General features: G+C 72.6%; 17 protein-coding genes. 11 read left to right on the forward strand and 6 right to left on the reverse strand.

Going from position 1 to position 23118, the window contains the following annotated elements; genetic code table 11:
* Nucleotides 1-3 precede the first annotated feature (3 nt).
* Entirely contained in the window at nucleotides 4-822 is an 819-nt protein-coding gene (locus NV263_RS18175) for an SAM-dependent methyltransferase (RefSeq protein ID WP_263247525.1), read from the forward strand.
* 780 nt (nucleotides 823-1602) lie between these two features.
* On the opposite strand, the gene NV263_RS18180 is transcribed toward NV263_RS18175, so the two are convergent.
* Nucleotides 1603-3975, reverse strand: coding sequence for an excinuclease ABC subunit UvrA (locus NV263_RS18180; protein ID WP_263247526.1), 2373 nt, complete (start codon nucleotides 3973-3975; stop codon nucleotides 1603-1605).
* A 178-nt stretch (nucleotides 3976-4153) separates the two neighbouring features.
* Here NV263_RS18180 and NV263_RS18185 point away from each other — a divergent pair, with 178 nt between their 5' ends.
* The 3 genes from NV263_RS18185 to NV263_RS18195 all read left to right on the forward strand — a co-directional run bounded on the left by NV263_RS18185 (nucleotide 4154) and on the right by NV263_RS18195 (nucleotide 7369).
* Nucleotides 4154-5047: an LLM class F420-dependent oxidoreductase gene (locus NV263_RS18185; protein WP_263247527.1), complete on the forward strand. Its 894-nt coding sequence runs from the start codon at nucleotides 4154-4156 to the stop codon at nucleotides 5045-5047.
* A 215-nt stretch (nucleotides 5048-5262) separates the two neighbouring features.
* Nucleotides 5263-6123 (forward strand): NAD(+)/NADH kinase, encoded by an 861-nt coding sequence (locus NV263_RS18190; RefSeq protein ID WP_263247528.1) that lies wholly within the window; start codon nucleotides 5263-5265, stop codon nucleotides 6121-6123.
* 154 nt (nucleotides 6124-6277) lie between these two features.
* Nucleotides 6278-7369: a lysylphosphatidylglycerol synthase transmembrane domain-containing protein gene (locus NV263_RS18195; RefSeq protein WP_263247529.1), complete on the forward strand. Its 1092-nt coding sequence runs from the start codon at nucleotides 6278-6280 to the stop codon at nucleotides 7367-7369.
* A 366-nt stretch (nucleotides 7370-7735) separates the two neighbouring features.
* Here the strand turns inward: NV263_RS18195 and NV263_RS18200 are convergent, their stop codons facing one another.
* Complete coding sequence (locus tag NV263_RS18200; RefSeq protein WP_263247530.1) at nucleotides 7736-7909, reverse strand: hypothetical protein; 174 nt, start codon at nucleotides 7907-7909, stop codon at nucleotides 7736-7738.
* Nucleotides 7910-8126: 217 nt separating this feature from the next.
* Between NV263_RS18200 and NV263_RS18205 the strand changes: the two genes are divergently transcribed.
* Nucleotides 8127-8990 (forward strand): SAM-dependent methyltransferase, encoded by an 864-nt coding sequence (locus NV263_RS18205; RefSeq protein ID WP_263247531.1) that lies wholly within the window; start codon nucleotides 8127-8129, stop codon nucleotides 8988-8990.
* Nucleotides 8991-9140: 150 nt separating this feature from the next.
* Here NV263_RS18205 and NV263_RS18210 read toward each other — a convergent pair whose 3' ends face one another.
* Nucleotides 9141-14603, reverse strand: coding sequence for an ATP-binding protein (locus NV263_RS18210; protein WP_263247533.1), 5463 nt, complete (start codon nucleotides 14601-14603; stop codon nucleotides 9141-9143).
* Between the two features lie 430 nt (nucleotides 14604-15033).
* Here NV263_RS18210 and NV263_RS18215 point away from each other — a divergent pair, with 430 nt between their 5' ends.
* Nucleotides 15034-15429 carry a hypothetical protein gene (locus tag NV263_RS18215; protein WP_263247534.1) on the forward strand — a complete coding sequence of 132 codons (396 nt, stop codon included), beginning with the start codon at nucleotides 15034-15036 and terminating at the stop codon, nucleotides 15427-15429.
* Nucleotides 15430-15696: 267 nt separating this feature from the next.
* Here the strand turns inward: NV263_RS18215 and NV263_RS18220 are convergent, their stop codons facing one another.
* Together NV263_RS18220 and NV263_RS18225 are read right to left on the reverse strand one after the other, a co-directional pair.
* Nucleotides 15697-16599, reverse strand: coding sequence for an alpha/beta hydrolase (locus NV263_RS18220; RefSeq protein WP_263247535.1), 903 nt, complete (start codon nucleotides 16597-16599; stop codon nucleotides 15697-15699).
* Complete coding sequence (locus NV263_RS18225; RefSeq protein WP_263247536.1) at nucleotides 16596-17957, reverse strand: flavin-containing monooxygenase; 1362 nt, start codon at nucleotides 17955-17957, stop codon at nucleotides 16596-16598. The genes NV263_RS18220 and NV263_RS18225 overlap by 4 nt, the downstream gene beginning before the upstream one ends.
* Nucleotides 17958-18285: 328 nt before the next feature.
* On the opposite strand from NV263_RS18225, the gene NV263_RS18230 reads away from it, so the two are divergent.
* From NV263_RS18230 to NV263_RS18245, 4 genes are all read left to right on the forward strand, one after another.
* Entirely contained in the window at nucleotides 18286-19743 is a 1458-nt protein-coding gene (locus NV263_RS18230; protein WP_263247537.1) for an FAD-binding oxidoreductase, read from the forward strand.
* Nucleotides 19744-19954: 211 nt separating this feature from the next.
* Entirely contained in the window at nucleotides 19955-20410 is a 456-nt protein-coding gene (locus tag NV263_RS18235) for a hypothetical protein (protein WP_263247539.1), read from the forward strand.
* Nucleotides 20411-20496: 86 nt separating this feature from the next.
* Complete coding sequence (locus NV263_RS18240; protein ID WP_263247540.1) at nucleotides 20497-20697, forward strand: hypothetical protein; 201 nt, start codon at nucleotides 20497-20499, stop codon at nucleotides 20695-20697.
* Nucleotides 20698-20761: 64 nt separating this feature from the next.
* Nucleotides 20762-21271 carry a TrmH family RNA methyltransferase gene (locus NV263_RS18245; protein WP_263247542.1) on the forward strand — a complete coding sequence of 170 codons (510 nt, stop codon included), beginning with the start codon at nucleotides 20762-20764 and terminating at the stop codon, nucleotides 21269-21271.
* Nucleotides 21272-21305: 34 nt separating this feature from the next.
* Here NV263_RS18245 and NV263_RS18250 read toward each other — a convergent pair whose 3' ends face one another.
* Nucleotides 21306-22496, reverse strand: a complete 1191-nt coding sequence (locus NV263_RS18250) for a glycosyltransferase (RefSeq protein WP_263247544.1) — start codon at nucleotides 22494-22496, stop codon at nucleotides 21306-21308.
* A 124-nt stretch (nucleotides 22497-22620) separates the two neighbouring features.
* On the opposite strand from NV263_RS18250, the gene NV263_RS18255 reads away from it, so the two are divergent.
* Nucleotides 22621-23097: a MarR family winged helix-turn-helix transcriptional regulator gene (locus NV263_RS18255; protein WP_263247546.1), complete on the forward strand. Its 477-nt coding sequence runs from the start codon at nucleotides 22621-22623 to the stop codon at nucleotides 23095-23097.
* Nucleotides 23098-23118: the final 21 nt, after the last annotated feature.

Below are 23118 nucleotides of genomic sequence, written 5' to 3' on the forward strand. Positions count from 1 at the left end.
ACGATGAGCGACGGGATCCAGCCCGCCGACGTGGACCTGCGGACCGACAGGGCGCACGGGGCGCGCATCTACGACTACATCCTCGGCGGCAAGGACAACTACGCCGTGGACCGGGCCGCCGCGGAGGCCACCAAGCAGGTGTGGCCCGCGCTGCCGGTGCACATGCGCGCCAACCGGGAGTTCATGCACCGGGCGGCGCGGTTCCTGGCCACCGAGTGCGGCATCGACCAGTTCCTGGACATCGGCACCGGAATCCCGACCTCGCCGAACCTGCACGAGGTGGTGCAGGCGGTGCGCCCGGAGGCCCGCGTCGTCTACACCGACAACGACCCCATCGTGCTCGCGCACGCCCGCGCGCTGATGACCAGCACCGAACAGGGCCGCACCGGCTACGTCCAAGCCGACCTGCGCGATCCGGACACGATCCTGTCGTCGCCGCAGTTCCGGGAGATCCTGCGGCTGGACCGGCCGATCGGGCTGATGCTCATCGCGGTCGTGCACTTCATCGAGGACGACGACGAAGCCCTGGACGTGGTGCGCCGGATCGTCGACGTGCTGCCCGCCGGCAGCTACCTAGCGGCCACGGTCGCCACCGACGACTTCGCGCCGGACCAGCTGGCGCAGGTGCGCCGCACCTACCACGAGCACGGCGAGACGCTGCGCTGGCGCGACCGGGCGCAGACCGAGCGCTTCTTCGAGGGCCTCGACCTGCTCGACCCGGGCATCGTCCAGATGCACAAGTGGCGCCCGGACTCCGATGCCCACCTCGCCGTCCCGGACTCCGACATCGCCATGTACGGCGCCATCGCCCGCAAGCCCTGAGAGCTGTCGTCGGGCATCCCGGCGAGCGCCGTCACCGGCTTCGCCTGCCTTCCCGGAGTTCGTTCGACGTGCCACCGGGGCTCGCCGGGCGGAAATCGTGCGGGATGCCACTGCGGCCGCTCCTCGCCGGTGATGCCACCAGCCCGACGAATGTGGTGGCGTGTGCCGAAGCCCGGCCATGCTGCGCAGCCCTCGCGCCAGCACCGGCGCACCAGGGTGACCAACGCGATCAAGGTGATCCCTGCGGGGATGGTCGCGTACTCCGCGGTCAGCGGCGGCAGGCCCACCGACTGGTTCCACGCGAAACTGCGGGCCTGATCGGCGAATCCGATGACCAAGGCGTGCGTCTCAGAGGTGCCCGCCGTCCGCAGCCAGGCTGGTGGTGACGTCAACCATGGGGCTGGGCCCCGTCGCGAGGGCGGATCAACGCGCACCGTCCGAAGAGGACCGAGCTCGACGTCGCAACCCGCAACGGTGGCACGACTCGGCTTGGCGGGTCCAAATCCGGCTCGACCAGCCAGGCACCCGAAGACGTGGGACGGCAGCGGTGTCCTGCGTACGGGGACGTTCCACCGATGACGCGAATGCAGTAGGTTGTCGCCGTCCGTGTGGATGAGGGCCGGGGCGGCCGCATCGGCGGCCCCGGCCATCGACGCGGAGCAGACCCGTCGGCCGCGGCAACGGACTCGACACCTCTTGCGGCGACCGTGGTCGCGAGTCCGGAAAGCTCTGCGCCAGAGGGGAATCGTTCCACCCATCGTCGGCAAGAACACCGCGTTGTCAGGCGCCCGCGTAGGCCGCCAGGTGCTCACCGGTGAGCGTGGCGCGGCTGGCGACCAGGTCGGCCGGGGTGCCCTCGAAGACGATCCGGCCGCCGTCGTGACCGGCGCCGGGGCCGAGGTCGATGAGCCAGTCGGCGTGCGCCATGACCGCCTGGTGGTGCTCGATGACGATGACCGACTTGCCGGAGTCCACGAGCCGGTCGAGCAGGCCGAGCAGCTGCTCGACGTCGGCGAGGTGCAGACCGCTGGTCGGCTCGTCGAGGACGTACACCCCGCCCTTGGCGCCCATGTGCGTGGTGAGCTTGAGCCGCTGCTGCTCGCCGCCGGACAGCGTGGTCAGCGGCTGGCCGAGCCGCAGGTAGCCGAGCCCCACGTCGGCCATGCGCCGGAGGACGGCGGACGCGGCCGGGGTGCGCGCCTCGCCCGCGCCGAAGAACTCCGCGGCCTCGGCCACCGACATCGCGAGCACCTCGCTGATGTCGCGACCGCCGAGGTGGTGGTCCAGCACCGACGCCTCGAAGCGCTTGCCCTCGCACTCCTCGCAGGTGGTGGCCACGCCCGCCATCATCGCCAGGTCGGTGTAGACGACGCCGACGCCGCCGCAGTTCGGGCAGGCGCCCTCGGAGTTGGCGCTGAACAGCCCCGGCTTCACCCCGTTGGCCTTGGCGAACGCCTTGCGGATCGGGTCCAGCAGTCCGGTGTAGGTCGCCGGATTGCTGCGCCGCGAGCCGCGGATCGGGCTCTGGTCGACCGACACCACGCCCGCGTCGGCGGGGATCGACCCGTGCAGCAGCGAGCTCTTGCCGGAACCGGCGACGCCGGTGACCACGACCAGCACCCCGAGCGGGATGTCGACGTCGACGTCGCGCAGGTTGTGCGCGGTCGCGCCGCGGATCTGCAACGCACCGGTGGGCGTGCGCACCTCCTGCTTGAGGGCGGCCCGGTCGTCGAGGTGGCGACCGGTGACGGTGCCGCTGGCCCGCAGTCCCTCGACGGTGCCCTCGAAGCAGACGGTGCCGCCGTCGGCACCGGCGCCCGGGCCGAGGTCGACGACGTGGTCGGCGATCGCGATCGTCTCCGGCTCGTGTTCCACGACGAGCACCGTGTTGCCCTTGTCCCGCAACCGCAGCAGCAGGTCGTTCATCCGCCGCACGTCGTGCGGGTGCAGGCCCGTGGTGGGCTCGTCGAAGACGTAGGTGACGTCGGTGAGCGAGGAGCCGAGGTGGCCGATCATCTTGACGCGCTGCGCCTCACCCCCGGACAGCGTGCCCGACGGCCGGTCGAGCGAGAGGTAGCCCAGCCCGATCTCGACGAACGAGTCCAGGGTCCGCCGCAGCGCGGCCAGCAGCGGCGCCATCGACGGTTCGTCGAGGCCGCGGACCCACTCGGCCAGGTCGCTGAGCTGCATCGCGGAGGCGTCGGCGATGTTGATGCCAGCGATCTTCGACGACCGGGCCGCCTCGCTGAGCCGGGTGCCCCCGCACTCGGGGCAGTCGGTGAACGTGACCGCCCGGTCCACGAACGCCCGGACGTGCGGCTGCATCCCCTCCCGGTCCTTGGCGAGCATCGACCGGCGGACCCGCGGGATCAGGCCCTCGTAGGTCATGTTGATGCCCTCGATCTTCATCCGGGTGGGCTCGCGGTGCAGTAAGTCGTGCAGCTCGGTGTCGGTGTAGTCGCGGATCGGTTTGTCCGGGTCGACGAAACCCGAGGAGCTGTAGAGCCGGTAGTTCCAGCCGCCCGCCTTGTACCCGGGGACGGTGATCGCGCCTTCGGCGAGCGACTTGGAGTCGTCGAACAGCTGGGTGAGGTCGATGTCGGAGACGGTGCCCCGGCCTTCGCAGTGCGGGCACATGCCGCCGGTGCGGGTGAAGGTCTGCCGCACGGTCTTGCCCGCACCGCGTTCGACCGTGATCGCGCCGCTGGCCCGCACCGAGGGGACGTTGAAGGAGAAGGCGTTCGGCGAGCCGATGTGCGGCTGCCCGAGCCGGCTGAACAGGATGCGCAGCATCGCGCTGGCGTCGGTGGCGGTGCCGACGGTGGAGCGCGGGTCGGCGCCCATCGGCCGCTGGTCGACGATGATCGCGGTGGTCAGCCCGTCGAGCACGTCGACCTCGGGGCGCCCCAGCGTCGGCATGAAGCCCTGCAGGAAGGCGCTGTAGGTCTCGTTGATCAGCCGCTGCGACTCCGCGGCGATCGTGCCGAACACCAGGGAGCTCTTGCCCGAACCGGAGACGCCGGTGAACACCGTCAGCCGGCGCTTCGGGATCTCGACGGTCACGCCCTTGAGGTTGTTCTCCCACGCGCCGTGCACCCGGATCAGATCGTGGCTGTCGGCGACGTGCGGCTGCGCGCCCTTCCTCGTGGCCATGGTCCTCGCCTCTCCCTCCGCCGGCCGTCCGCGCGGTCCGGCCTCGCCCGGTCGACGCGGTACCGCGGTAGCTGTCTACCCGCTCGTTGATCGCCGGTGCCGACCGGGTGGTGGGAACCGCGGACGCCGTTCCGCGTTGACCACGCGGTCGGCGGTGCCCGCGGGTAGCCTCGGCGGCATGGCTCAGATCAACTTCCCCTCCCGCGTCGGCGTCTGGTGGACCAGCGATGCGTGGCCGATCAACGACGTGATCGCTCGCGCCCGGGAGATCGAGCAGCTCGGCTACGGCTCGCTGTTCTACGGCGAGGCCGGTGGCAAGGAGACCTTCACCCAGGCGGCCGCGCTGCTGGGCGGCACCGAGCGGCTGGTGGTCGGCACCGGCATCGCCAACATCCACGCCCGCAGCGCCCCGGCCAGCGAATCCGGCGCCCGCACGCTCGGCGCGCTGCACCCGGGCCGGTTCGTGCTCGGGCTGGGCGTCAGCCACGCGCCGCTGGTGGAGCACAGCTACGCAGGCTCCTACTCCAAGCCGCTGAGCACCATGCGGGAGTACCTGCGGACCATGGACGCGGTCCCGGCCGAGGTCGAACCGGGCGGGCAGCGCCCGGCCCGGCTGCTGGCCGCGCTGGGCCCGAAGATGATCGAGCTGTCCGCCACCGCCGCCGACGGGGCGCACCCCTACCTGGTCACCCCGGAGCAGACCGCGAGCACCCGCGAGCAGGTCGGACCGGACAAGTGGGTGGTCAGCGAACAGGCGGTCGCGATCACCACCGACCGGGAGACCGGTCTGCGGCGCGCGCACCAGCACCTGCACATGTACTCGCAGCTGCCGAACTACCAGAACTCCTGGCTGCGCCAGGGATTCGACGAGTCCGACCTGGTCGTGGGCGGCTCGGACCGGCTGGCCGAGGGCATGGTCGCCATCGGCGACGCCGAGTCGGTCGCCGCGCACGTGAAGCGGCACCTGGACGCGGGCGCCGACCACGTGGTCGTCCAGGCCCTCGGCGACGGCCACTCCGCGGACCCGCTGCCCGCGCTGCGCGAACTCGCCCCGGCCCTCGGCCTGGGCTGAGGCGCACCCAGCCCGGAACGGCCCGTGCGCGCCGCGCGCAAGGGCCGTTCACCGCACCAGATCAGTCCGATGTGGACGGACGGAGGCCGCCGGACCAGCCGGACCGGGCGGGCCCCGGTGGCCCGGGCGCAGACGTCCGGCCGCACCCGTGTGGGAGTGCGGCCGCCGGGGGTATTGCCTGGGCGTCGAGCATTCGCCCGGGGAGGTGGCCGACCATGGGAATGATCAACGCAGTGGGCCTGGTGCTGCATCCGCGCCGGCACTGCCCGGAGGTGATCGGGACGATCGCGCGGTGGGCGGACGCCCGGGGCAGCGAGGTCCTCGGCCTGTCGGACGAGGTCACCGCCTACCAGCACCCCATCCTCGCGCTGGACGGTGCGGAGCTGGGCAAGCGCGCCGATCTGGTGGTCAGCCTCGGCGGCGACGGCACCATGCTGCGGGCGCTGCGGCTGGCCTGCGAGCACCGGAAACCGGTGCTCGGGGTGAACCTCGGTCGGCTCGGGTTCCTGCCCGAGATCGACACCCCGGACCTGGACGAGGCGCTGTGCGCCATCGACGAGAACCGCTTCACCGTCGAGCTGCGGTCCGGGTTGGACATCACCAGCGGGGACGGCGCGGCCGTGGCGTTCAACGACATCGCCCTGCTCCGCTCCCCCGGTCACCCCATGGCCGCGGTCGAGGTGCACATCGAGGGCCAACCGTTCGTGCGCTACTCGGCCGACGCCGTCGTGGTCGCGACGCCCACCGGATCCACCGCCTACAGCTTCGCCGCGGGCGGGCCGATCGTCTCCCCACGGGTCGACGGGCTCCTGGTCACCCCGGTGGCCCCGCACTCGGCGTTCAACCGCGCCCTGTTCCTGTCCCAGTGCGAGAAGCTCGCGCTGCGGATCCTGCCCCCGAGCGGCCAACTCGGGGTGGAGGTCGACGGCCGACTCGTCTCGCACCCCGAACCCGGTGCGTTCATCGACATCGCCGTGCAACCGGCCGCCGCGCGCGTCGTGCGACTCGGGCGCACCACGTTCTACCAGCGCGCCCAGCGCAAGCTCCAGCTCACCGGCTCCCCGGTGATCAGCTGAGAACCTCCGGCGGGTGCGCGATCCGGGACGGGCTGGTCCCCTGGTAGGGGCAAGCTGTCGTGGCAACGCGCCCGAGGCCGACGAAAGTCCCTGGCCCGCCGTCCCGCCCGGACACGACACTCCCGGCGTCATCGCCGAGTGCAGGGGGGAACCGATGGCGGCACCGATGTCCACCGCGCTGCGCTCGTCGGCCGCCGCACTGCGCTCGCACTGGCGGCCGGTGCTGCACTGGGCGGTGGTCGTGGTGGCGATCGCGTTCCTGCTCGTGCAGGCGCCGAAGCTGGCCGCCGACGTCCGCCTGGCCGCCGACCCGCTGGGGCACCTGCGGCGGGAGTGGCTGCTCCCGGCGGTGGTGGCGGGGCTGGGCGGACTGGCCCTCTACGGCGAGATGCACCGGCAACTGCTCCTGGTCGGCCAGGCGCGGATACCGGTTCCCACCGTCCAGGGGATCACCTTCGCGCAGAACGCGATCTCGAACACCGTGCCGGTCGTCGGCGGCGCCGGGGCGCTGGTCTACGCCATCGACCAGCTCCGGCGCTACCGCGTCGACGCGTCGCTGGCCTCGTGGGCGGTCTTCGTCGCCGGGGTGCTCGACACGGTCGCGCTGCTCGTGCTCGGCATCCTGGGACTGGGCTGGGCCGCCTACGTGCCCGCCGCCGTCGCGATCCCGGCCGCCGTGGTGGTCGCGCTCGGGTCCGCAGGGTGCTGGATCGTGCTCACCCACGCGCGGGTGCTGGAACGCGCCATGCACCTGCTGCTGGTCATCAGCCGCCGCCTCCCGGGCCAGTGCCCCACGTGCCGGCGAGCGTGGGTCCACCGCGCCGAGGAGGGCGCGCACCGCCTGGCCGGCCGGATCGCGCTGCTGCGACCCAGCGCCCGCCGCTGGCTGGTGCTGTTCGTCCTCGTCGTGGCCAGCTGGGCGCTGGACTTCCTCACCCTCGTCGCGGCGGCCGCCGCGGTGGGCACCCCGGTCCGCGCGGAGCTGCTCGTCCTCGGTTTCCTGGTCGTCCAGGGCAGCGTCGCGCTGCAGATCTTCCCCGGCGGAGCGGGGCTGGCGTCGGTCGGGCTGCTCGGCGTGCTGCTCGCCTCCGGAACTCCCGCCGCGGCCGCGGCGGCGACCACGGTGCTCTACCGCGGCATCAGCTGGCTCGGCCTGGCGGTGGCGGGCTGGGTGGTCTACGTGGCGCGCATCCACACGGGTCCGCTGCACGAACACCGCCACGCACCGGAGCACGCCGCGACCTGAGAGCCTGTCTTTGAACGCGTTTTGCGAGGCGGTGCCGGTAGCGGAACCTCAGTGCCTGTCTTTGAACTCGTTTTGCGTGGCGGTGCCGGTGGCGGAACCTCAGCGGCCGTCTCGACTCCGGGAGCCCCGACTCATGTATGCCCACTCAGCGTCCCGCCCGTCGCCCGACCACCGCCCCCCACGGAGGCGCTGCGCGCCACAGTCACATCGACTGCGGAAGCCCCTCCTGATGTATGTCCAGATCAACGCCGGACGACGTGACGTGCGGGTGACGCCTCGGCGAATTCTCCGCTGCCGACGGGGGCGCCCCGGTGTCCGGCAGCGAACGGCCGGGCCACCTCCGCGGCAGCCCGGCCCTCGTCCCGCTCACCGGTCCGACGACGGGGTGGGAACCTCTCCGGCGGCGCCTTCCGGCGTGACCTTCTCGCCCGCTCCCTCGTCGTAGGACTCGTCCTTCCGGGTGCCGGCCTTCGGCTGCACCTCCTCGGACTCGCCTTCGGCCGGGTCCATGGAGTGCTCCCGAGCGATGTCTCTGGCCATGGTGACCTCCGCGGTTCAGCAGGCTCTCGCCACTGCTGCACGCGCCGATTACCCGGTGGTGAGAGGGGCAAACGTCGCCGCCGGTGGGCGGGCACGCCTCCGGTGCGGCCGAGCGACCCGCTCGCCCGCGGTCGCGCACGACCCGTGGTTCCACCGGTACCCGTCGTTGATCTAGTCTCGGCCCCGGCAACAGCAGTTCGGGGACAAGGGGTTTTCCGTGACGGCACAACACGGCGACGGGACCGAGCACAGCTCGCACGACCGGGAGCGGTCGACTCCGCCCCCCGGAGTCGATCCCACGGTCCCGGTTCCGGCGCGGGCGTACGACGCGTGGTTGGGCGGCAAGGACAACTACGAAGCCGATCGGGCCACCCTGGCCGCGGTGGAAACCGTGATGCCGTCGGCCCGGCACATCGCCATCGAGAACCGCCGCTGGCTGATCCGCGCGGTGCGGTACCTCGCGAAACACGCCGGGATCAGCCAGTTCCTCGACTGCGGGTCCGGCCTGCCGACGCGGGAGAACGTCCACCAGATCGCCCAGCGGCACAACCCCGACGCGGTGGTCGTCTACGTCGACCACGATCCGATCGTGCAGGCCCACGGACGAGCTCTCCTCGTGGAGAACGAGCAGACCCACTTCGCCGCCGCCGATCTCACCCGCCCCGACGAACTGCTGGCCAACGACACCGTCACCCGCCACATCGACTTCCGCGAACCGCTGGCGCTCATCCAGTGCGGAACGATCCACCACGTGGCCGACGAGCTCGACCCCCGCGCGGTCATGCGCAGCTACGTGGACGCCTTGCCGTCCGGTTCCTACGTGGCGCTGAGCCACTTCGTCCAGCCGGAGGACGACTACTACGGCGACCTGGCCCGCCAGTCGGAGCGGAAGTTCCGCGCAGCGGGCATGAAGACCGGGTGGTGGCGCCCCCGGCAGGAGATCCTGTCCTACTTCGAGGGCCTGGAGCTGCTCGAACCCGGCCTCGTGCCGCTCGTCGACTGGTGGCCCGAGGGGCCGCTGACGCGCGAACGCCTGGACGCCGACGAACTCATCTGCGGCGCCATCGGCCGCAAGCCGTGATGGGTGTTTCGCACGTGCTCTGCGTGGCGGTACCGGTAGCGGGGCGAGCTGCACGACCACTCGCCGGGTGGGAAAGCGGCTCACGCCACTCGTGAACGCGTCCTAGCCGGCGTGGTGCCGCCGATCCGGAGATCGGCGGCACCACGAGGTTCAGCTCCCGAGACCGCGCTCGATGGCCTCGATGACCCGCGGCCGCAGCTCGGCGGTGCTGATGATCGCGTCCACCGAACCGACGTCGACCGCCCGCTGGATGCTGTGGATCCGGTCGAACTCCGCGGCGACCTCGCCGAGCTTCTCCGCCCGCACCGACGCCCGGACCTCCGCCAGCCGCGCGTTCAGCGCGGCGCGGTCGACGCCGCCGGCCTCGGACACCTGGGCCTGGAGCTCGGTCACCCGCGGGTCGGTCGCGGTGCGCTTGTTCACCTCACCGGAGAACACCACGGCCGCGGCCGGGGCGCCGCCGAGCACCGAGGCGAACGAGCCCTCCAGGGCCAGCACCGTCATGTTCGGGTTGAGCGCCTTGGAGAACACCACGAACGCGCCGCCGTGGTAGCGCGAGACCACGCAGAACACGATCGGGCCGTCGAAGTTGACGATCGCGCGGCCGATCTCGGCGCCGTACTCCAGCTGGAGCTTGCGCATCGACTCCGGCGAGCCGTCGAAGCCGGACAGGTTCGCCAGCACCACCAGCGGCCGGTTGCCGGACGCGGCGTTGATCGCCCGCGCGGCCTTCTTCGACGACTGCGGGAAGAGGGTGCCCGCGGTGTAGGCGTCCGGGCCGTCGGTGGGCGGGAAACCCCGCCGCTGCACCGAGCGGGACTCGATGCCGAGCAGGCACACCGGCCACCCTCCGATGTGGACGTCCTGCACCACGGCGGTGTCCGCGTCGGCCATCCCCGCCCAGCGCTCCAGCACCGGGTGGTCCTGGTCGGACAGTGCGCGCATCACCGTGCGGATGTCGAAGGGCTTCTTGCGGTCCGGGTTGTGCTCGGCCGAGAAGATCTCGCCGACGGTGCTGAAGTCGCTGCCCGGCACGGCGTGCGGGAAGTCGGAGACGTCCCGGTCGGCCGGGTCGCCGGTCTCCGCCCTCCGCGGTGCCCGTTCGCCGGGTGCGACGTAGGTGTGGTCGTAGTGCGCCATCAGCACGTCGCGGGCCGACGTGAGGTCCGGCGCCCAGTACTGCGCCTGGCCGTTCGGGCCCATCACGCGGTCGTAGCCGCCGATGCCGTAGTTGTCCTCGGCCGACACCCCGCCGGAGAAGTCCAACGACTGCTTCCCGGTGAGCACCATCGCCGAGTCCGGCGTCATCACCAGGATCCCCTTGGTGTGCATGAGCATCGTGGCTTCGGCATTCCAGTACGGCTGGGCGCCGACGTTGATGCCCGCGACCACGACGTTGATCTCCCCGCCGCCCTGGGTGAACTCGACGATCCGCTTGAGCGCCGCGGCCACCCAGTCCATGTTCTCGGTGCCCGAGTCCATCGAGATCCGGGCACCCGCGGACAGCGCGTACCACTCCACCGGCACCCGCATCCGCTCGGCCAGGTCCAGCGCGGCGATCACCCTGGCGCACTCCGGTTCGGACAGCGCGCCGAGCGACTTCGTCGGGTCGCCGAGCAGCACGACCCGGGTGATGCCCTGCGGGTGCCGACGGGTCGGCGTGGTGACCACGCCCGCGACGATCGCCGCGGTGTTGCGCCCCTTGGGCCGGTCGACCGGCACCAGCGCGTGGTGCTCGTCGAGGTCGTGCTCGACGAACTCGCCGAGCAGACCGGTCAGCTCGTACGGGTACACCGTGCCGCGGCTGCTGGCGCGCAGCACCTTCTGCCGGTAGTCGTCCAGCGGCTGGACCGGCTCGTCCGACGGCTCGCCGACGGTCAGCTCGGTGCCGCCGGTGGCGTCGAAGCGAACGCGCACCGCCGTCTTGGTCAGCTCGCCGGTGTCGCGGTCGCGCTGCCGCCCGATGAGCAGGATCTCCTCCAGCCCGGCGCCCGCGGTCGTGGGCAGCACGCGCTCGGCGATCCGGTCCAGCTCCGCGCGGGTGATCTCGCTGGGCGGCCAGACGTAGAGCACGATCCGGTTGGTGTTGAAGCGTTTCCGCGACGGCCGCCCGGCCTGCGCGCGGCGGATCGAGTCGAGGCAGGCGGCGATGGTGTCCTCGGCCGTCGGCAGCGCGACCAGCCTGCCGTCCTGTTCGCGCAGCTCGGTCAGGTCGCGCACCTGCGCGAACGCCACCAGGCGCTCGTCCGACGAGTTCTCCCGCGCCACGCACCGGAAGAGGTAGACCTCCTCGTCCAGCGACGGCAGCCGGGTGAGGTCGAACTCGCGCAGCCGCTCCAGCTGCATCCGCTGCGCGATGTACGGGTGCAGGCCGCGGAACAGCCGCTGCTCGGTCATCCCGCCGTCCGACGGGCGGAACGTGAAGTGGTGGTGCATCACCGCACCGCGGCTGCCCGCGACCGTGACGGTGAGCCTGCGCACCTGCTCCGGCAGCGGGTGCGCGCCGACGACCTCGTGCAGCGCGGCTGCCATCGCGTCGGAGTCCTCCGGCTGCTTCTCCCACGCGAGGTAGATGTCGGCGTCGATGGCCCGCTCGCCGCGCGCCAGCTCCGCGAGCCCGCGCAGCGCGCCGCCCAGCGCCTCGAAGCCCACCGCGGCGGAGGCCACGCACGAATCGGCGCGCTCGGCCACCACGAACGCGCAGCCCGCGACCTCGCTGGTGCGCACGGCGGTGAGGCCCTTGTTGCCGTAGTACCGCCGGGTCAGCACTTCCAGCATGATCGTGTTGTCCCGGTCGTCGCGGGCCAGCCGCTGGCCGAGCAGCCGCACCAGGGGTTCGGTGCTGCGCACCATCTCGGCGATGCGCTCGGCGCGGTCCGGGGCGTCCGGGTGTTGGTCGAGGTGGCGCAGGTGCTTGCGGACGCCCGCGTAGACGCGGGCGCGGTTGCGGCGCAGCAGCGGCTGACCGAACCAGGCGAACACCACGCCGCGCGCCAGGTCGGCGATCGCCGGGAAGCGCACCTGGGTCGCGGCCACCAGCCGCTCCAGCGCGAGACCGACGGGCTCGCGCAGCGCCTCGTCCGGCGGCGGCTCGCGCAGCCACGCGCTCAGCAACGCCGTGATGACGGCGGTGTCGGCGGACGCGCGCTGCTGGGCGAGGAAGATCCGGAACACCGCGGCTTCCAGCTCGGCGGAGCGCTCCAGGTCGGTGACGCCGTAGTGCCCGAGCGCCTTGGCGAGCTTGGTCTGGAACGCCTCCGGCAGTCCGGCCCGCTCGACGTCGAGGCTCTGCAGGTAGGTGTGGAAGTGCTCGCGGGCGCTGTGCACGTGCCCGTCGCCGCCGTCCTCGCCCGCCGGCCGGTTGCGGCTCAGCTCGGCGAGGTCGGCGAACACGTCGACGAGCCGCAGCTCCTCCTCCAGCGGGCGGTGGCCCTCCGCGGTGGCCTCCCGGCGCGCGGCGAGGTAGTCGTCGAGCATCCGGCGCTCGTCGTGCGGGTCGACGTCGAAGCCCAGCAGCAGGCTGCGCAGGTCCTCCCGGCCGCGGGCGGCGCGCTCCCACGCCGGGACCGCCGCCTGCTCGACGGGCAGGTCCAGTTCGACGGTTCCGGTGCGGTCGTCGGTGCCCTCGGCTCCGTCGTCGGCGAGTGGTTCCAGCCGCAGCAGCGGCGCACCGGTCTGCACCTGGCTGCCCACGGAAACGAGGCATTCCTTCAGCCGGGCCCGGAACGGCGCTTCCAGCACCGTCTCCATCTTCATGCTCTCCAGCACCAGCACCGGCGCGCCCGCCTCGACCTCGGCGCCGACCTCCAGCGGGGTGGCGACGACCAGCGCGGGGGCCGGCGAGCGGACCACGCCGCCCTCGTCGCGGCTGATCCGGTGCGTCACGCCGTCCACCTCGACCAGGCTGGTCGGACCGTGCGTGCCGATCAGCAGGCGGTGCCGGCTGCCGTTGACGACGATCTGCCCGGTGTAGCGGTCGGTGCGGTCCAGTTCGACGTCCGCGGTGCGGACGGTCTCGCCCGCTTCGATGCCGACGCGGAACCGGTGCGCGCCGATCCGCGCGACGCGCACCCGGTAGCCGACGCCGCGCAGCTTGAGGTCCAGCGGCCGGCCGCTCTCGTGCTGCACCTGCGGGCGCCCGCCGAACGCGGTGGACAGCAACCGCCGCCGCTCGGCGCGTTCCTCCTCCTCGTACGCCTCGATGGCGGCGGCGGCCAGCGCGACGCCGGAGTGCCGGTGCGAGACGAGCCCGCCCTCGGCGCGGACGCGGTCGATCCAGCCGGTGTCCGCGCTGCCGTCGATCACCTCGGGGGCGTCGAGCAGGTCGAGCACGAAGCTCTTGTTCGTCGCGCCGCCCTCGATGATCACGGTCGTCTGCGCCATCGCCCGGCGCAGCCTGCCGAGCGCCTCGTCGCGGTCGCGCCCGTAGGCGATGATCTTGGCGATCATCGAGTCGAATTCGGCGGGGATGGTGTCGCCCTCGCCGACGCCGGTGTCCACGCGGATGCCCGGCCCGGCGGGCAGGTCCAGCCGGGCGATGCGGCCCGGGGACGGCGCGAAGTCGCGGTCCGGGTCCTCGGCGTTGAGCCGGGCCTCGATGGCGTGGCCGCGTTCCACCGGCGGCTCGCCGTCGAGCGTGCCGCCGGAAGCCACGTGCAGTTGCGCCTTGACCAGGTCGAACCCGGTGGTCGACTCGGTGATCGGGTGCTCGACCTGCAGGCGGGTGTTGACCTCCAGGAACGCGAACTGCTCGGTCCCGGGGTGGTAGAGGAACTCGACGGTCGCCGCGCCGCGGTAGCCGACCGCGACGGCCAGCCGCTCGGCCGACGCCTTGAGCTCGGCCGCCTGCTCGGGGCGCAGCACCGGCGACGCCGACTCCTCGATGATCTTCTGGTTGCGCCGCTGCACCGAGCAGTCGCGGACGCCGAGCGCCCACGCGGTGCCCTGGCCGTCGGCGATCACCTGGACCTCGACGTGCCGAGCGCCGGTGACCAGGCGCTCCAGGAACACCACGCCGCTGCCGAAGGCGCGCGCGGCCTCCTGGCTGGTGCGCTCGTAGGCGTCGGCGAGCTCTGCCTCGTTCGTGATCACCCGGATGCCGCACCCGCCGCCGCCCGCCGTCGCCTTCAGCATCAGCGGGTAGCCGATCTCGGTTCCCGCGGCCAGCGCGCCCTCCAGGGTCTCGACCGCGCCGCGGCTCCACGGCGCGACCGGCACGCCGACCTCCTCGGCGATCAGCTTCGCGCCGATCTTGTCACCGAGCCTGCGCATCGCCGCCGCGCTCGGTCCGATGAAGGTGATGCCGAGCTGCTCGCACAGCTCCGCGAACGCCGGGTCCTCCGCGACGAAGCCCCAGCCGACCCACACGGCGTCCGCGCCGGTCTCCACGAGCGCGCGCTCCAGCGCCTTCAGGTCGAGGTACGGGCGCGCGGACGCGGGACCGAGGTCGTAGGTGATGTCGGCCTCGCGCACGAACATGGCGGTGCGGTCGACATCGGTGTGGAGCGCGACCGTCTCGATCCGGGTGCCGGTCTCCGCGGACAGATCCCGCACGGCGTGGATCAGCCGCATCGCGGCCTCCCCGCGGTTGACGATGGCGACACGACTGAACAACGGTTGAGCCTCCCAAGTAACCACGCACAGCAGGCGACGTCCGCTGCCGGAGCGTCGCCTGCACCTCTGGACTCCATCCTGATAGATCGCGGACCGGCGGACCGATGTTCGACACGGCGCATGGCGGAGCCGTTGCGTTGTGGGAACCCCACAAAAAATCCGGATTCGCGCCCGGTCGGCCGGGCTGTGGTATGAGATCCGCTACACCCGCCACCCCATCGCTGTCGATCCGGGGCGTGCGCGGGTGATCGTCGGCGGGCCCGGACGACGTCCCCGCAGCGCCGCGTCGTGACGACCCCACGGGGACTCATACCTCGGGATGACACCGGGTCGCTCTGGAGATCGATACGAGTTCAGGCCGCGGCCCGATGTGCCCGAATCGCGTTCTCCCTAGTGTCTGGGGCACAACCTGATCACTGAGGAGATTCGCATGAAGACCAAGGTCAAGGTCGTGCTGGCCGCCACTGGCGTTGTCGGGGCTCTCGTGAGCGCGTCGGCGTGTTCGAACCCGACGGGCAAGGCGTGGGCCATCACCTACGAGGTGACCGACCAGAACGGCGGCACGCTGTCCGAGGTCAGCTACGCGAAGTCGCCCAGCAGCTTCAACCGCGAGACCCGCCAGTCGAAGGTGGACGGCCCGGTCGGCGTGCCGTGGAAGGAGGAGGTGGTGATCACCGCCGGGGGGAAGGCCGAGGTCACCGCCACGCCGTCGGGGAACATGAAGCTGACCTGCCGGATCTTGCTGGACGGCGAGAAGGAACTGGCCAGCGCCACCGCACCGGCCGCCGGACAGCCGGTGACCTGCGCGAAGGTGACGGACTCGTGAGCCCGGTCGGTCCACGGAGGACACCGCCGGGGCGCTCATCGCGGTTCGGCGCCGGGTTCTCGCCCCGGTAGTCCGCGCAGCAGGGCGTCGCGGGTCGGCCTGGACGGCGAGTCGGCCGACGACGGACGTGATGACGACCAACCGGCTCCGCTCGGCCAGGTCCGGCCGGACTCCGGACCCGGGCCGCGGGTGGGCCGAGGACATCCCCGCGTTCGAGTCGGCCCGCCGCGCTCCGGACTCTCCGAGCGGCCGGGCGTCCACTGTGGTCTACCGGGCCAACTTCCGCCGCAGGAAGGCGATCTGGTGCTCGACCGCCTGCTCGAACCAGGGGCGGCCGGGCAGCACGTCGAAGTGGTCGCACGGGTAGTGGCGGACCTCGCCGCGGCCGGCTTCGGCGGCCTTGGCGGCGGCGCGCACCGGGCTGATCTGGTCGAGATCGGCGATCTGGACCAGCAGCGGGCAGCGCACCTGCCGGGCGTGCCGGATCGGCCGGTAGCGGCCGATCTCCAGCGCCGCCGCGGCGTTGACCTCGTTGCGCCAGGTGGGCCCCGCCACCGCGGTGTAGGCGTCGAACTGCCCGGGCAGGGTCAGCGCCGCGCGTTCGCCCGGCCGCCCCACCAGCGGGACGAGCAGGTTCTTGCGCCGCAGCGCGGCGATCCGGCCCGCCACGCCGACCGCCGCGGAGCGGGCCATGTGCGCCGCGGAGTGGTGGCGCAGCGCCTGGCGACCGGCCGCCGGGCCGTCGACCATGGGGACCAGCGCGATCACCGCGGCCACGCGCGGATCCCGGGCACCGGCGACGAACACGTGCCCACCGGACAGCGAGACTCCCCACAGCGCGACCCGGTCCGGGTCCACGCCGTCGAGCTGCCGGGCGGCGCCGGTGGCGGCCCGGTAGTCGGCGAGCTGCTCGGCGAGGGACACGGTCTGGCGCGGCAGGCCGCCGCTGTCGCCGAACCCGCGGTAGTCGAACGCCAGCACGTCCATTCCCGCCGCGGCGAAGGATTCGGCGAATTCCCGCAGACCGGAGTCCTTCGTCGCGCCGAACCCGTGGCCCAGCACCACGCACGGGCGCCCGGCCGCGGTGCGCAGCTCGTCACCGGCGCCGCGGTAGTGCCAGGCCGAGCAGCGGGTGTTCCCGGAGCCGAAGCTGATCGTCGCAGGTGTCATGCGCGGCTCCCGACCCGGCCGGCCAGCGGGACCGGTCCGCGCTCGCGCACCCGCCGGTGGCCGGCGGGCAGCTCCCTGGTGCGGATCTCGTGCTCGTAGACGAAGTAGTCCACCTGCTGGGTGTGCCGCGGCCGGTCGTTGAAGTGCGCGACGAAGCGCTGCTCGTCCGAGGTGATCACGCGGCGCATCTCGGCCGGTGGCGGCGGCCGGTACAGCCCGCGCAGGTAGGCGGCCAGCAGCCGGGCCTGGCATTCGATGAACGGGAACAGCGTCGGGGTCGCCTGCGCGAATCCCACGAACGCGAGGTCGTCCAGCTCGGGGTGGAACATCCGCTTGTACAGCGGCAACCGGTTGTCCGGGGCGCTGAGGAACTCCGGGGCGAAGAACGGGAACGTGATGTTGTAGCCGGTGGCGTAGACGATCACGTCGAACTCCGCGCTGCTGCCGTCCACGAAGTGCACCCGCCGACCGTCCAGCCGCGCGACGTCCGGCTTGGCCGTGACGTCGCCGGACCCGAGCCGCACCGGCAGTTCCTGGGACTGCGTGGGGTGGGCTTGGAGGAAGTGGTGGTTCGGCGTGGGCAGCCCGAACCGCTCCGGACGCCCGGTCATCAGCGCCGGGCTCCGGCGCAGCAAGCGGCGCTGCCAGGACAGCGGGATCTGCGGGATGGTGGCGAACAGCTTGTCCGCCGGGATCCCCATGACGTACTTGGGCACGATCCAGGCGCTCGACCGCGTCGAGAGCACCACGCGGTTGTCGTGGGCGCGCTGGGACAGCTCCACGGTGATGTCGGCGCCGCTGTTGCCCAGGCCGACGACGAGGATCCGCTTGCCGCGCAGTTCCAACGGGTCGGTCGGATCGACGTAGTGGTGCGAGTGGATCGCCTCGCCGGTGAACGCGCCGGGGAAGTCCGGCAGGCGCGGGTCCCAGTGGTGCCCGTTGGCCACCACCAGGAAGTCGAAGTGGTGCACCTGGTCGTCGCCGGTGCGGATCTCCCAGCCGCCGCCGGGCAGCCGCCGGGCGTGCCGCACTTCGCTGCGGAACCGGATGTTGTCCCGGAGCCCGAACGCGTCGGCGTAGTCGTCCAGGTACTCCTTGATCTCGCTGTGGTGCGGGAAGTCGGCGTAGTGCTCGGGCATCGGGAAGTCCTTGAGCGACAACCGGTGCTTGGAGGTGTCGATGTGCAGCGACCGGTACGCGCTCGAATGCCCGTTGGGGTTGCCGAAGGCCCAGTTCCCGCCGATGCGGTCCGATGACTCGAAGCACACGTGGGGGACCGCGTAGTCCGACAGCATCTTGCCGGCGCACAACACGCTGATCCCGGCTCCGATGATGCACGTGGTGGGCGCGGTGGTCATGGTGCTCCGTCCTCGCCGAAAGCCCTAACTGCACCTGCGGGCAGGTTACGGAATCCCCGCCGAGCGAGTCAATAACACGTTCTACCAGTATGCCGCCGAACGGAGCAGTCCGAGCGCGAGACAGGGGCACTGATCCCGTTCACACCCCTCCACCGCCCACCCACTCGCGAGTGAACTTGTTCTAAGCGCTGACGACACCCGACGCGACCACCGGGCCGGACTCCGACGCTCACCGTCCACAGTGTCCTGATCGACCGGTCGAGTGACGGGCATCACCGCGCACTCGGTCAACCACTCCCCCGCTCCGACGTCCATAGGGGAAACACCAGTGATCTCAGGGGGAGTCAACGTGGTCAACAAGATCGGACGGCGGGCGGCGCTCGGGGTTCTCGCCGCCGGAGCCGCCGGCGTCGCCGGAGCGGCCTTCCTGCCCCGCCACAGCCCGGCGGTCGCCGACGCGGTGTCCGCCGGATCCGACTGGAGTTCGCTGTCCGCCCTGCTCGGGGACCGGCTGGTGCTCCCGTCGGACGCGCGCTACGAGCAGGAGCGGGTGCCGTTCAACCTGCTCCACGCCGATCGCAGGCCCGCCGCGCTCGCGCACGTGCGCACGCCGGAGGAGGTGCGCGCCTGCCTGGGGTTCGCGCGCAGCGCGGGCATGCCCGTCGCGGCGCGCAGCGGCGGGCACAGCTACGCGGGGTACTCGACCCCGCAGGACGGCCTGGTCGTCGCGCTCGACGGGCTGAACGGGGTCGAGGTGCACTCCGACGGCACCGCCTCGGTCGGTCCGGGTGCGCGGCTCGGCGACCTCTACGCGGCGCTGGCGCGGTCCGGCCGGTGCCTGCCCGCGGGCTCCTGCCCGTCGGTGGGCGTCGGCGGACTCGCCCTGGGCGGCGGAATCGGACCGCTGACCCGCATGTACGGGCTGACCTGCGACCGGTTGGTGTCGGCGCGGGTGGTGACCGGCAGCGGACGCGCCGTCACCGCCTCGGCCGACTCCGAACCCGAGCTGTTCTGGGCGCTGCGCGGTGGTGGCGGCGGCAATTTCGGCATCGTGACCTCGTTGCGGCTGGCCACCGCACCCGCCCCGCGGTTGGCGGTGTTCTCCCTGAAGTTCCCGGCCGGCACGACCGCCGACGTCTTCGGCGCGTGGCAGGACTGGCTGGCCGGCGCTCCGCGCGAGCTGTGGACCAACTGCACGATCTCCGCCGGTGAGCCGCCCAAGGCGCGGGTGGCCGGGTGCTTCGTCGGCAGCGCCGCACAGCTCGACCCGCTGCTGGACGACCTGGAACGCCGCGCCGGGGTCCGCCCCAGCGCGCGCACCGTCCGGTCGCGGGACTTCCTGGACGCGATGCGGTACTTCGCGGGCAGCAGCGACAAGCAGGGGTTCGCCGCGTCCTCGGTCGTCCTGCGCCAGCGCGCCGAACCGACCACTGTGGAGGGTCTGGTGACCGGTTCGGCAGGGCTCGACGTGATCGTCGACGGTCTCGGCGGGGCGGTCGGCGACATCGCCCCGGGCGACACCGCGTTCCCGCACCGGGACGCGATGGCCACCGCCCAGATCTACGCGAGCGCGAAGCCGGGCGCGGCGGGATCGGCGACGGCGCGGGTGCGCCGGGTCCGCGACCGGCTCCGCGACGTCGCGGGCACCGGCGCCTACGTCAACTACATCGACCCGGACCAGCCGACCGGCGACTACTACGGAACCCACCTGTCCCGGCTCCGCTCCGTGGCGGCGACCTACGACCCGGACCGCGTGCTCGCGTTCCCACAGTCGGTGGCCGCTTAGCCTAGAACTGTCTTTGAACTCGTTGTGCGAGGCGGTGCCGGTGGCGGAACCTCAGCGGCCGTCTCGACTCCGGGAGCCCCTCCTGATGTATGCCCAGGCCGGAGGTACGACACCGCCGGGCTGGAGATCGTTCTGACGGCCATCCAGCCTGGCCAGAAGATCGATGTGGCGCGATCGGCGGCGCGGTTGACTCGGCGGCATGAACACGAGCATGAGCAGGGCGATCCGCACGACCGGTGCGGCGCTCGTCGGGCTGACGGCGGTGGTCGCGCTGTCCGGGTGCGAACTCGGCGAGTCCGTGGCCGAGAAGGCGAACGGTCATATCAAGACGGTCCGCTACGCCACCGGCGCGGAGGGCAAGAACAACGCGGACGCGCGGCTGCCGGGCTGGGTGCCGGACCAGGCGACGTCGGTCACCGAGGCGGTCCGGACCACCGGCACGGAGCGGATCCTGCGGTTCACCGCTCCCGGCGCGCAACTTCCGCCCGGCTGCGCACCGGGACCGGCGGCGACGGCGGCGGCCACGTTGACCGCCGGCTGGTGGCCGCACGGCCAGGAGAGCAGGACCGACCGGGTCTGCGACCAGGACTGGCACGTGCTCGTCGAGGGGGACGCGGTGTACGCCTTCCGGCCGGAGACGATCGAGCAGCCGCCCAACGGGGGCTGACCCCGCGCACGCACGAGGTGCCCGACCGGCGGTTCCGGACCGACCCGCCTTCAGCCCGGAAACCGGGCGCGGCGAAGATGGAGCACGTGACCGACGAGGAGCAACGGCACGCGCCCGCCGGGGGCGTGTGCGCGCACGTGGGGATCGGCGCGGACGACGCCGCGGCACGGCACGCCCGCACCAGGCTGGCCAACGTGCTCGCGGTGTACCGCCGGGCGCTGTTGGACGACGCCCCGGGCGGTGCGCCCGCGCCGCTGCCCTCCCCGGCGGGCGCGGTCCGCCCATGACCGTCCCGCGCTGCCCGCGAGCACCGCGGATCCGCCCGCTCCGGTCCGGTAGGCTTCAGCTGTTGTGAACGGCAATCAGCAGCGCAGCATCGTGGTGATCGCGCACAACCTGCGGTCGGTGCACAACGTCGGTTCGCTGCTGCGCACGGGCGAGGTCTTCGCGGTGGACACGGTGCACGTGACGGGCTTCACCCCGTACCCCGCCCACGAAGGCGACGAGCGCAGCGAGAAGCTCCAGGCCCGGCAGACCCGCCAGCTGGCCAAGGCCGCCGCCGGGGCCGAGCGCACGATGCCGTTCGCCCGCCATCCGGACGTGCACGTCCTGCTGGATTCGCTGAGCGACGAGGGCTACCAGCTGGTCGGGCTGGAGATCGACCCGCGCGCGATCCCCCTCGCCGAGTACTCGCCACCGCAGAAGGTCGCGGTGCTGCTCGGCGACGAGGTGAAGGGCATCGACCCCGCACTGCGGGACCGCTGCGACGTCCTCGTCGAGATCCCCGTCCACGGGCAGAAGTACTCGCTCAACGTCAGCGTGGCGGCCGGGATCGCGCTCTACGCGCTGCGCACCGCCTGAGCACGACCGTCCACTCCGGACAAGTCCGGTCGGATCAGGACTCCCACTGGGACACCAGGCGTCGCGCGGCGATCCGCGCGCCGTCGGAGCGGAGCGTGGTGGACACGGCGCGGGCCCGGCCGGTGACGCCGGGTTCCAGGGCCAGCTCCAAGGCCGTGGCCAGCGAGTCGGCGGTCGGCCTGCGGTGGCGGTGCGCGATCCCGATCCCGAGGGTGTCGACGCGCCCGGCCCAGTAGTGCTGGTCGTAGACCTGGGGGAGCACGACGTGGGGCGCTCCGGCTCGCGCGACCGCGGTGGTGGTGCCCGCTCCGCCGTGGTGCACGACGGCGGCGACCCGCCGGAACAGCACCTGGTGGTTGACCTCCCCGATCACGATGCGGTCAGTCCCGTCGGCGCCCGGTGCCAGGTCGGCCCACCCCCGGGAGACGATCGCGCGGCGGCCGACCGCGCGGGCGGCGGCGACCATCACGCGGCCGATGTCCTCGGCCGGGGCGGGCATGCTGCCGAGTCCGAAGTAGACGGGCGGCTCGCCCGCGTCGAGGAACTGCGCCAGCTCGGGCGGGAGCGGGCGCTCGTCCGGCAGGATCCACGCACCCGTCCGGACCACGTGCCGCTCGCCCGGCCACGGCCCCAGCACGGGGTCGGCGGCCAACCAGGGCCGATCGGTGAGGACGTGGCCGCGGACGTCGTCGACCGGGGCCAGACCGGCGCGGGCGCGGTGGTCGTTGAGCGCGGCGCCCCAGGTGTCGTTCCAGCGCCGCGCGTCCGCCGCCCACAGCTGCCGGTTGTCACCCGTCGCGTCCTGCGGCCACCCCGGCCACGGAGCCGGCGGGTGGTGCGGGGACGGCAGGGTGGCCGGGCAGAAGTGGGCGTGGACGTAGCCGATCCCCAGCAGCTCGGCCACCGAGCGCGCGGCGATCTGCAGGGCCCCGCACGCCACCAACACGTCGCACCCCCGGGCGGCCTCCGGGAGCGCGGCGAACTGCGCGGCCACGGTGTCCTCCGCCGCGCGGCGGCGCCCCTCGGGTGAGGACAGGTCCCACCCGGACCGGCGCATCGATGGACCGACCGGCACCGCCGGGATCCCCAGTCCCTCGATCCAGTCGCAGAAGTCGGGCGGCGCGCACACGCGGACCCCCTGGCCGAGGTCCCGCAGCCGCGAGGCCAGCGCCACCACCGGCTGGACCTCGCCACGCGACCCGATCGTCGACAGCAACGCGCGCACCCGCACTCCTCGACCTCGGAACCATTCCGCTGCGCCACACACCTACTGCGCGACGCAGCAATTGCGCGGCGCAGGTTACTGGTGCTAGCGTCCGGCCGCAAGCAGCGGCGGAAAGGCGGCACGGGTGACCGGGACGGACAGCGCTACGGCGGCAGAGCGGGTGCTGGCGGCCCTGCCGGACTGGGGCAACGCCACCACCCAGCTCAACGCCGAGGTCGCCAAGCGGATGGGCGTCGCGCTCAGCGACCTGGACTGCCTGCACGCGCTCAACAGGCTCGGCCCCGCCACCGCCGCCGAGCTGGCCGGGCACGTGGGGCTGACGTCGGGCTCGGTGTCGCGCATGATCGACCGGCTCGACGCGGCCGGCTGCATCGAGCGGATCCGGGACCCCGACGACCGGCGCCGGGTGCTCATCGAACCCACCGCCGAGGGTCTCGACCGGGTCCGCGCCCACTACGCCGGACTGGCCGCCTGCACCCTCGACGACCTCGCGGACTTCACCGACGCGGAACTCGCCGCGGTGCGGCGCTTCATCGACCTGGTCCACGACAACACCACGGCGGAACTCGCCCGGCTGCGCGCCGAACCGACCGGCCGGTGACGAGCCCGCCGGAACAGCGAC

It is taken from the genome of Saccharopolyspora rosea, from assembly GCF_025643595.1.
Classification (GTDB): Bacteria; Actinomycetota; Actinomycetes; order Mycobacteriales; family Pseudonocardiaceae; genus Saccharopolyspora; species Saccharopolyspora rosea.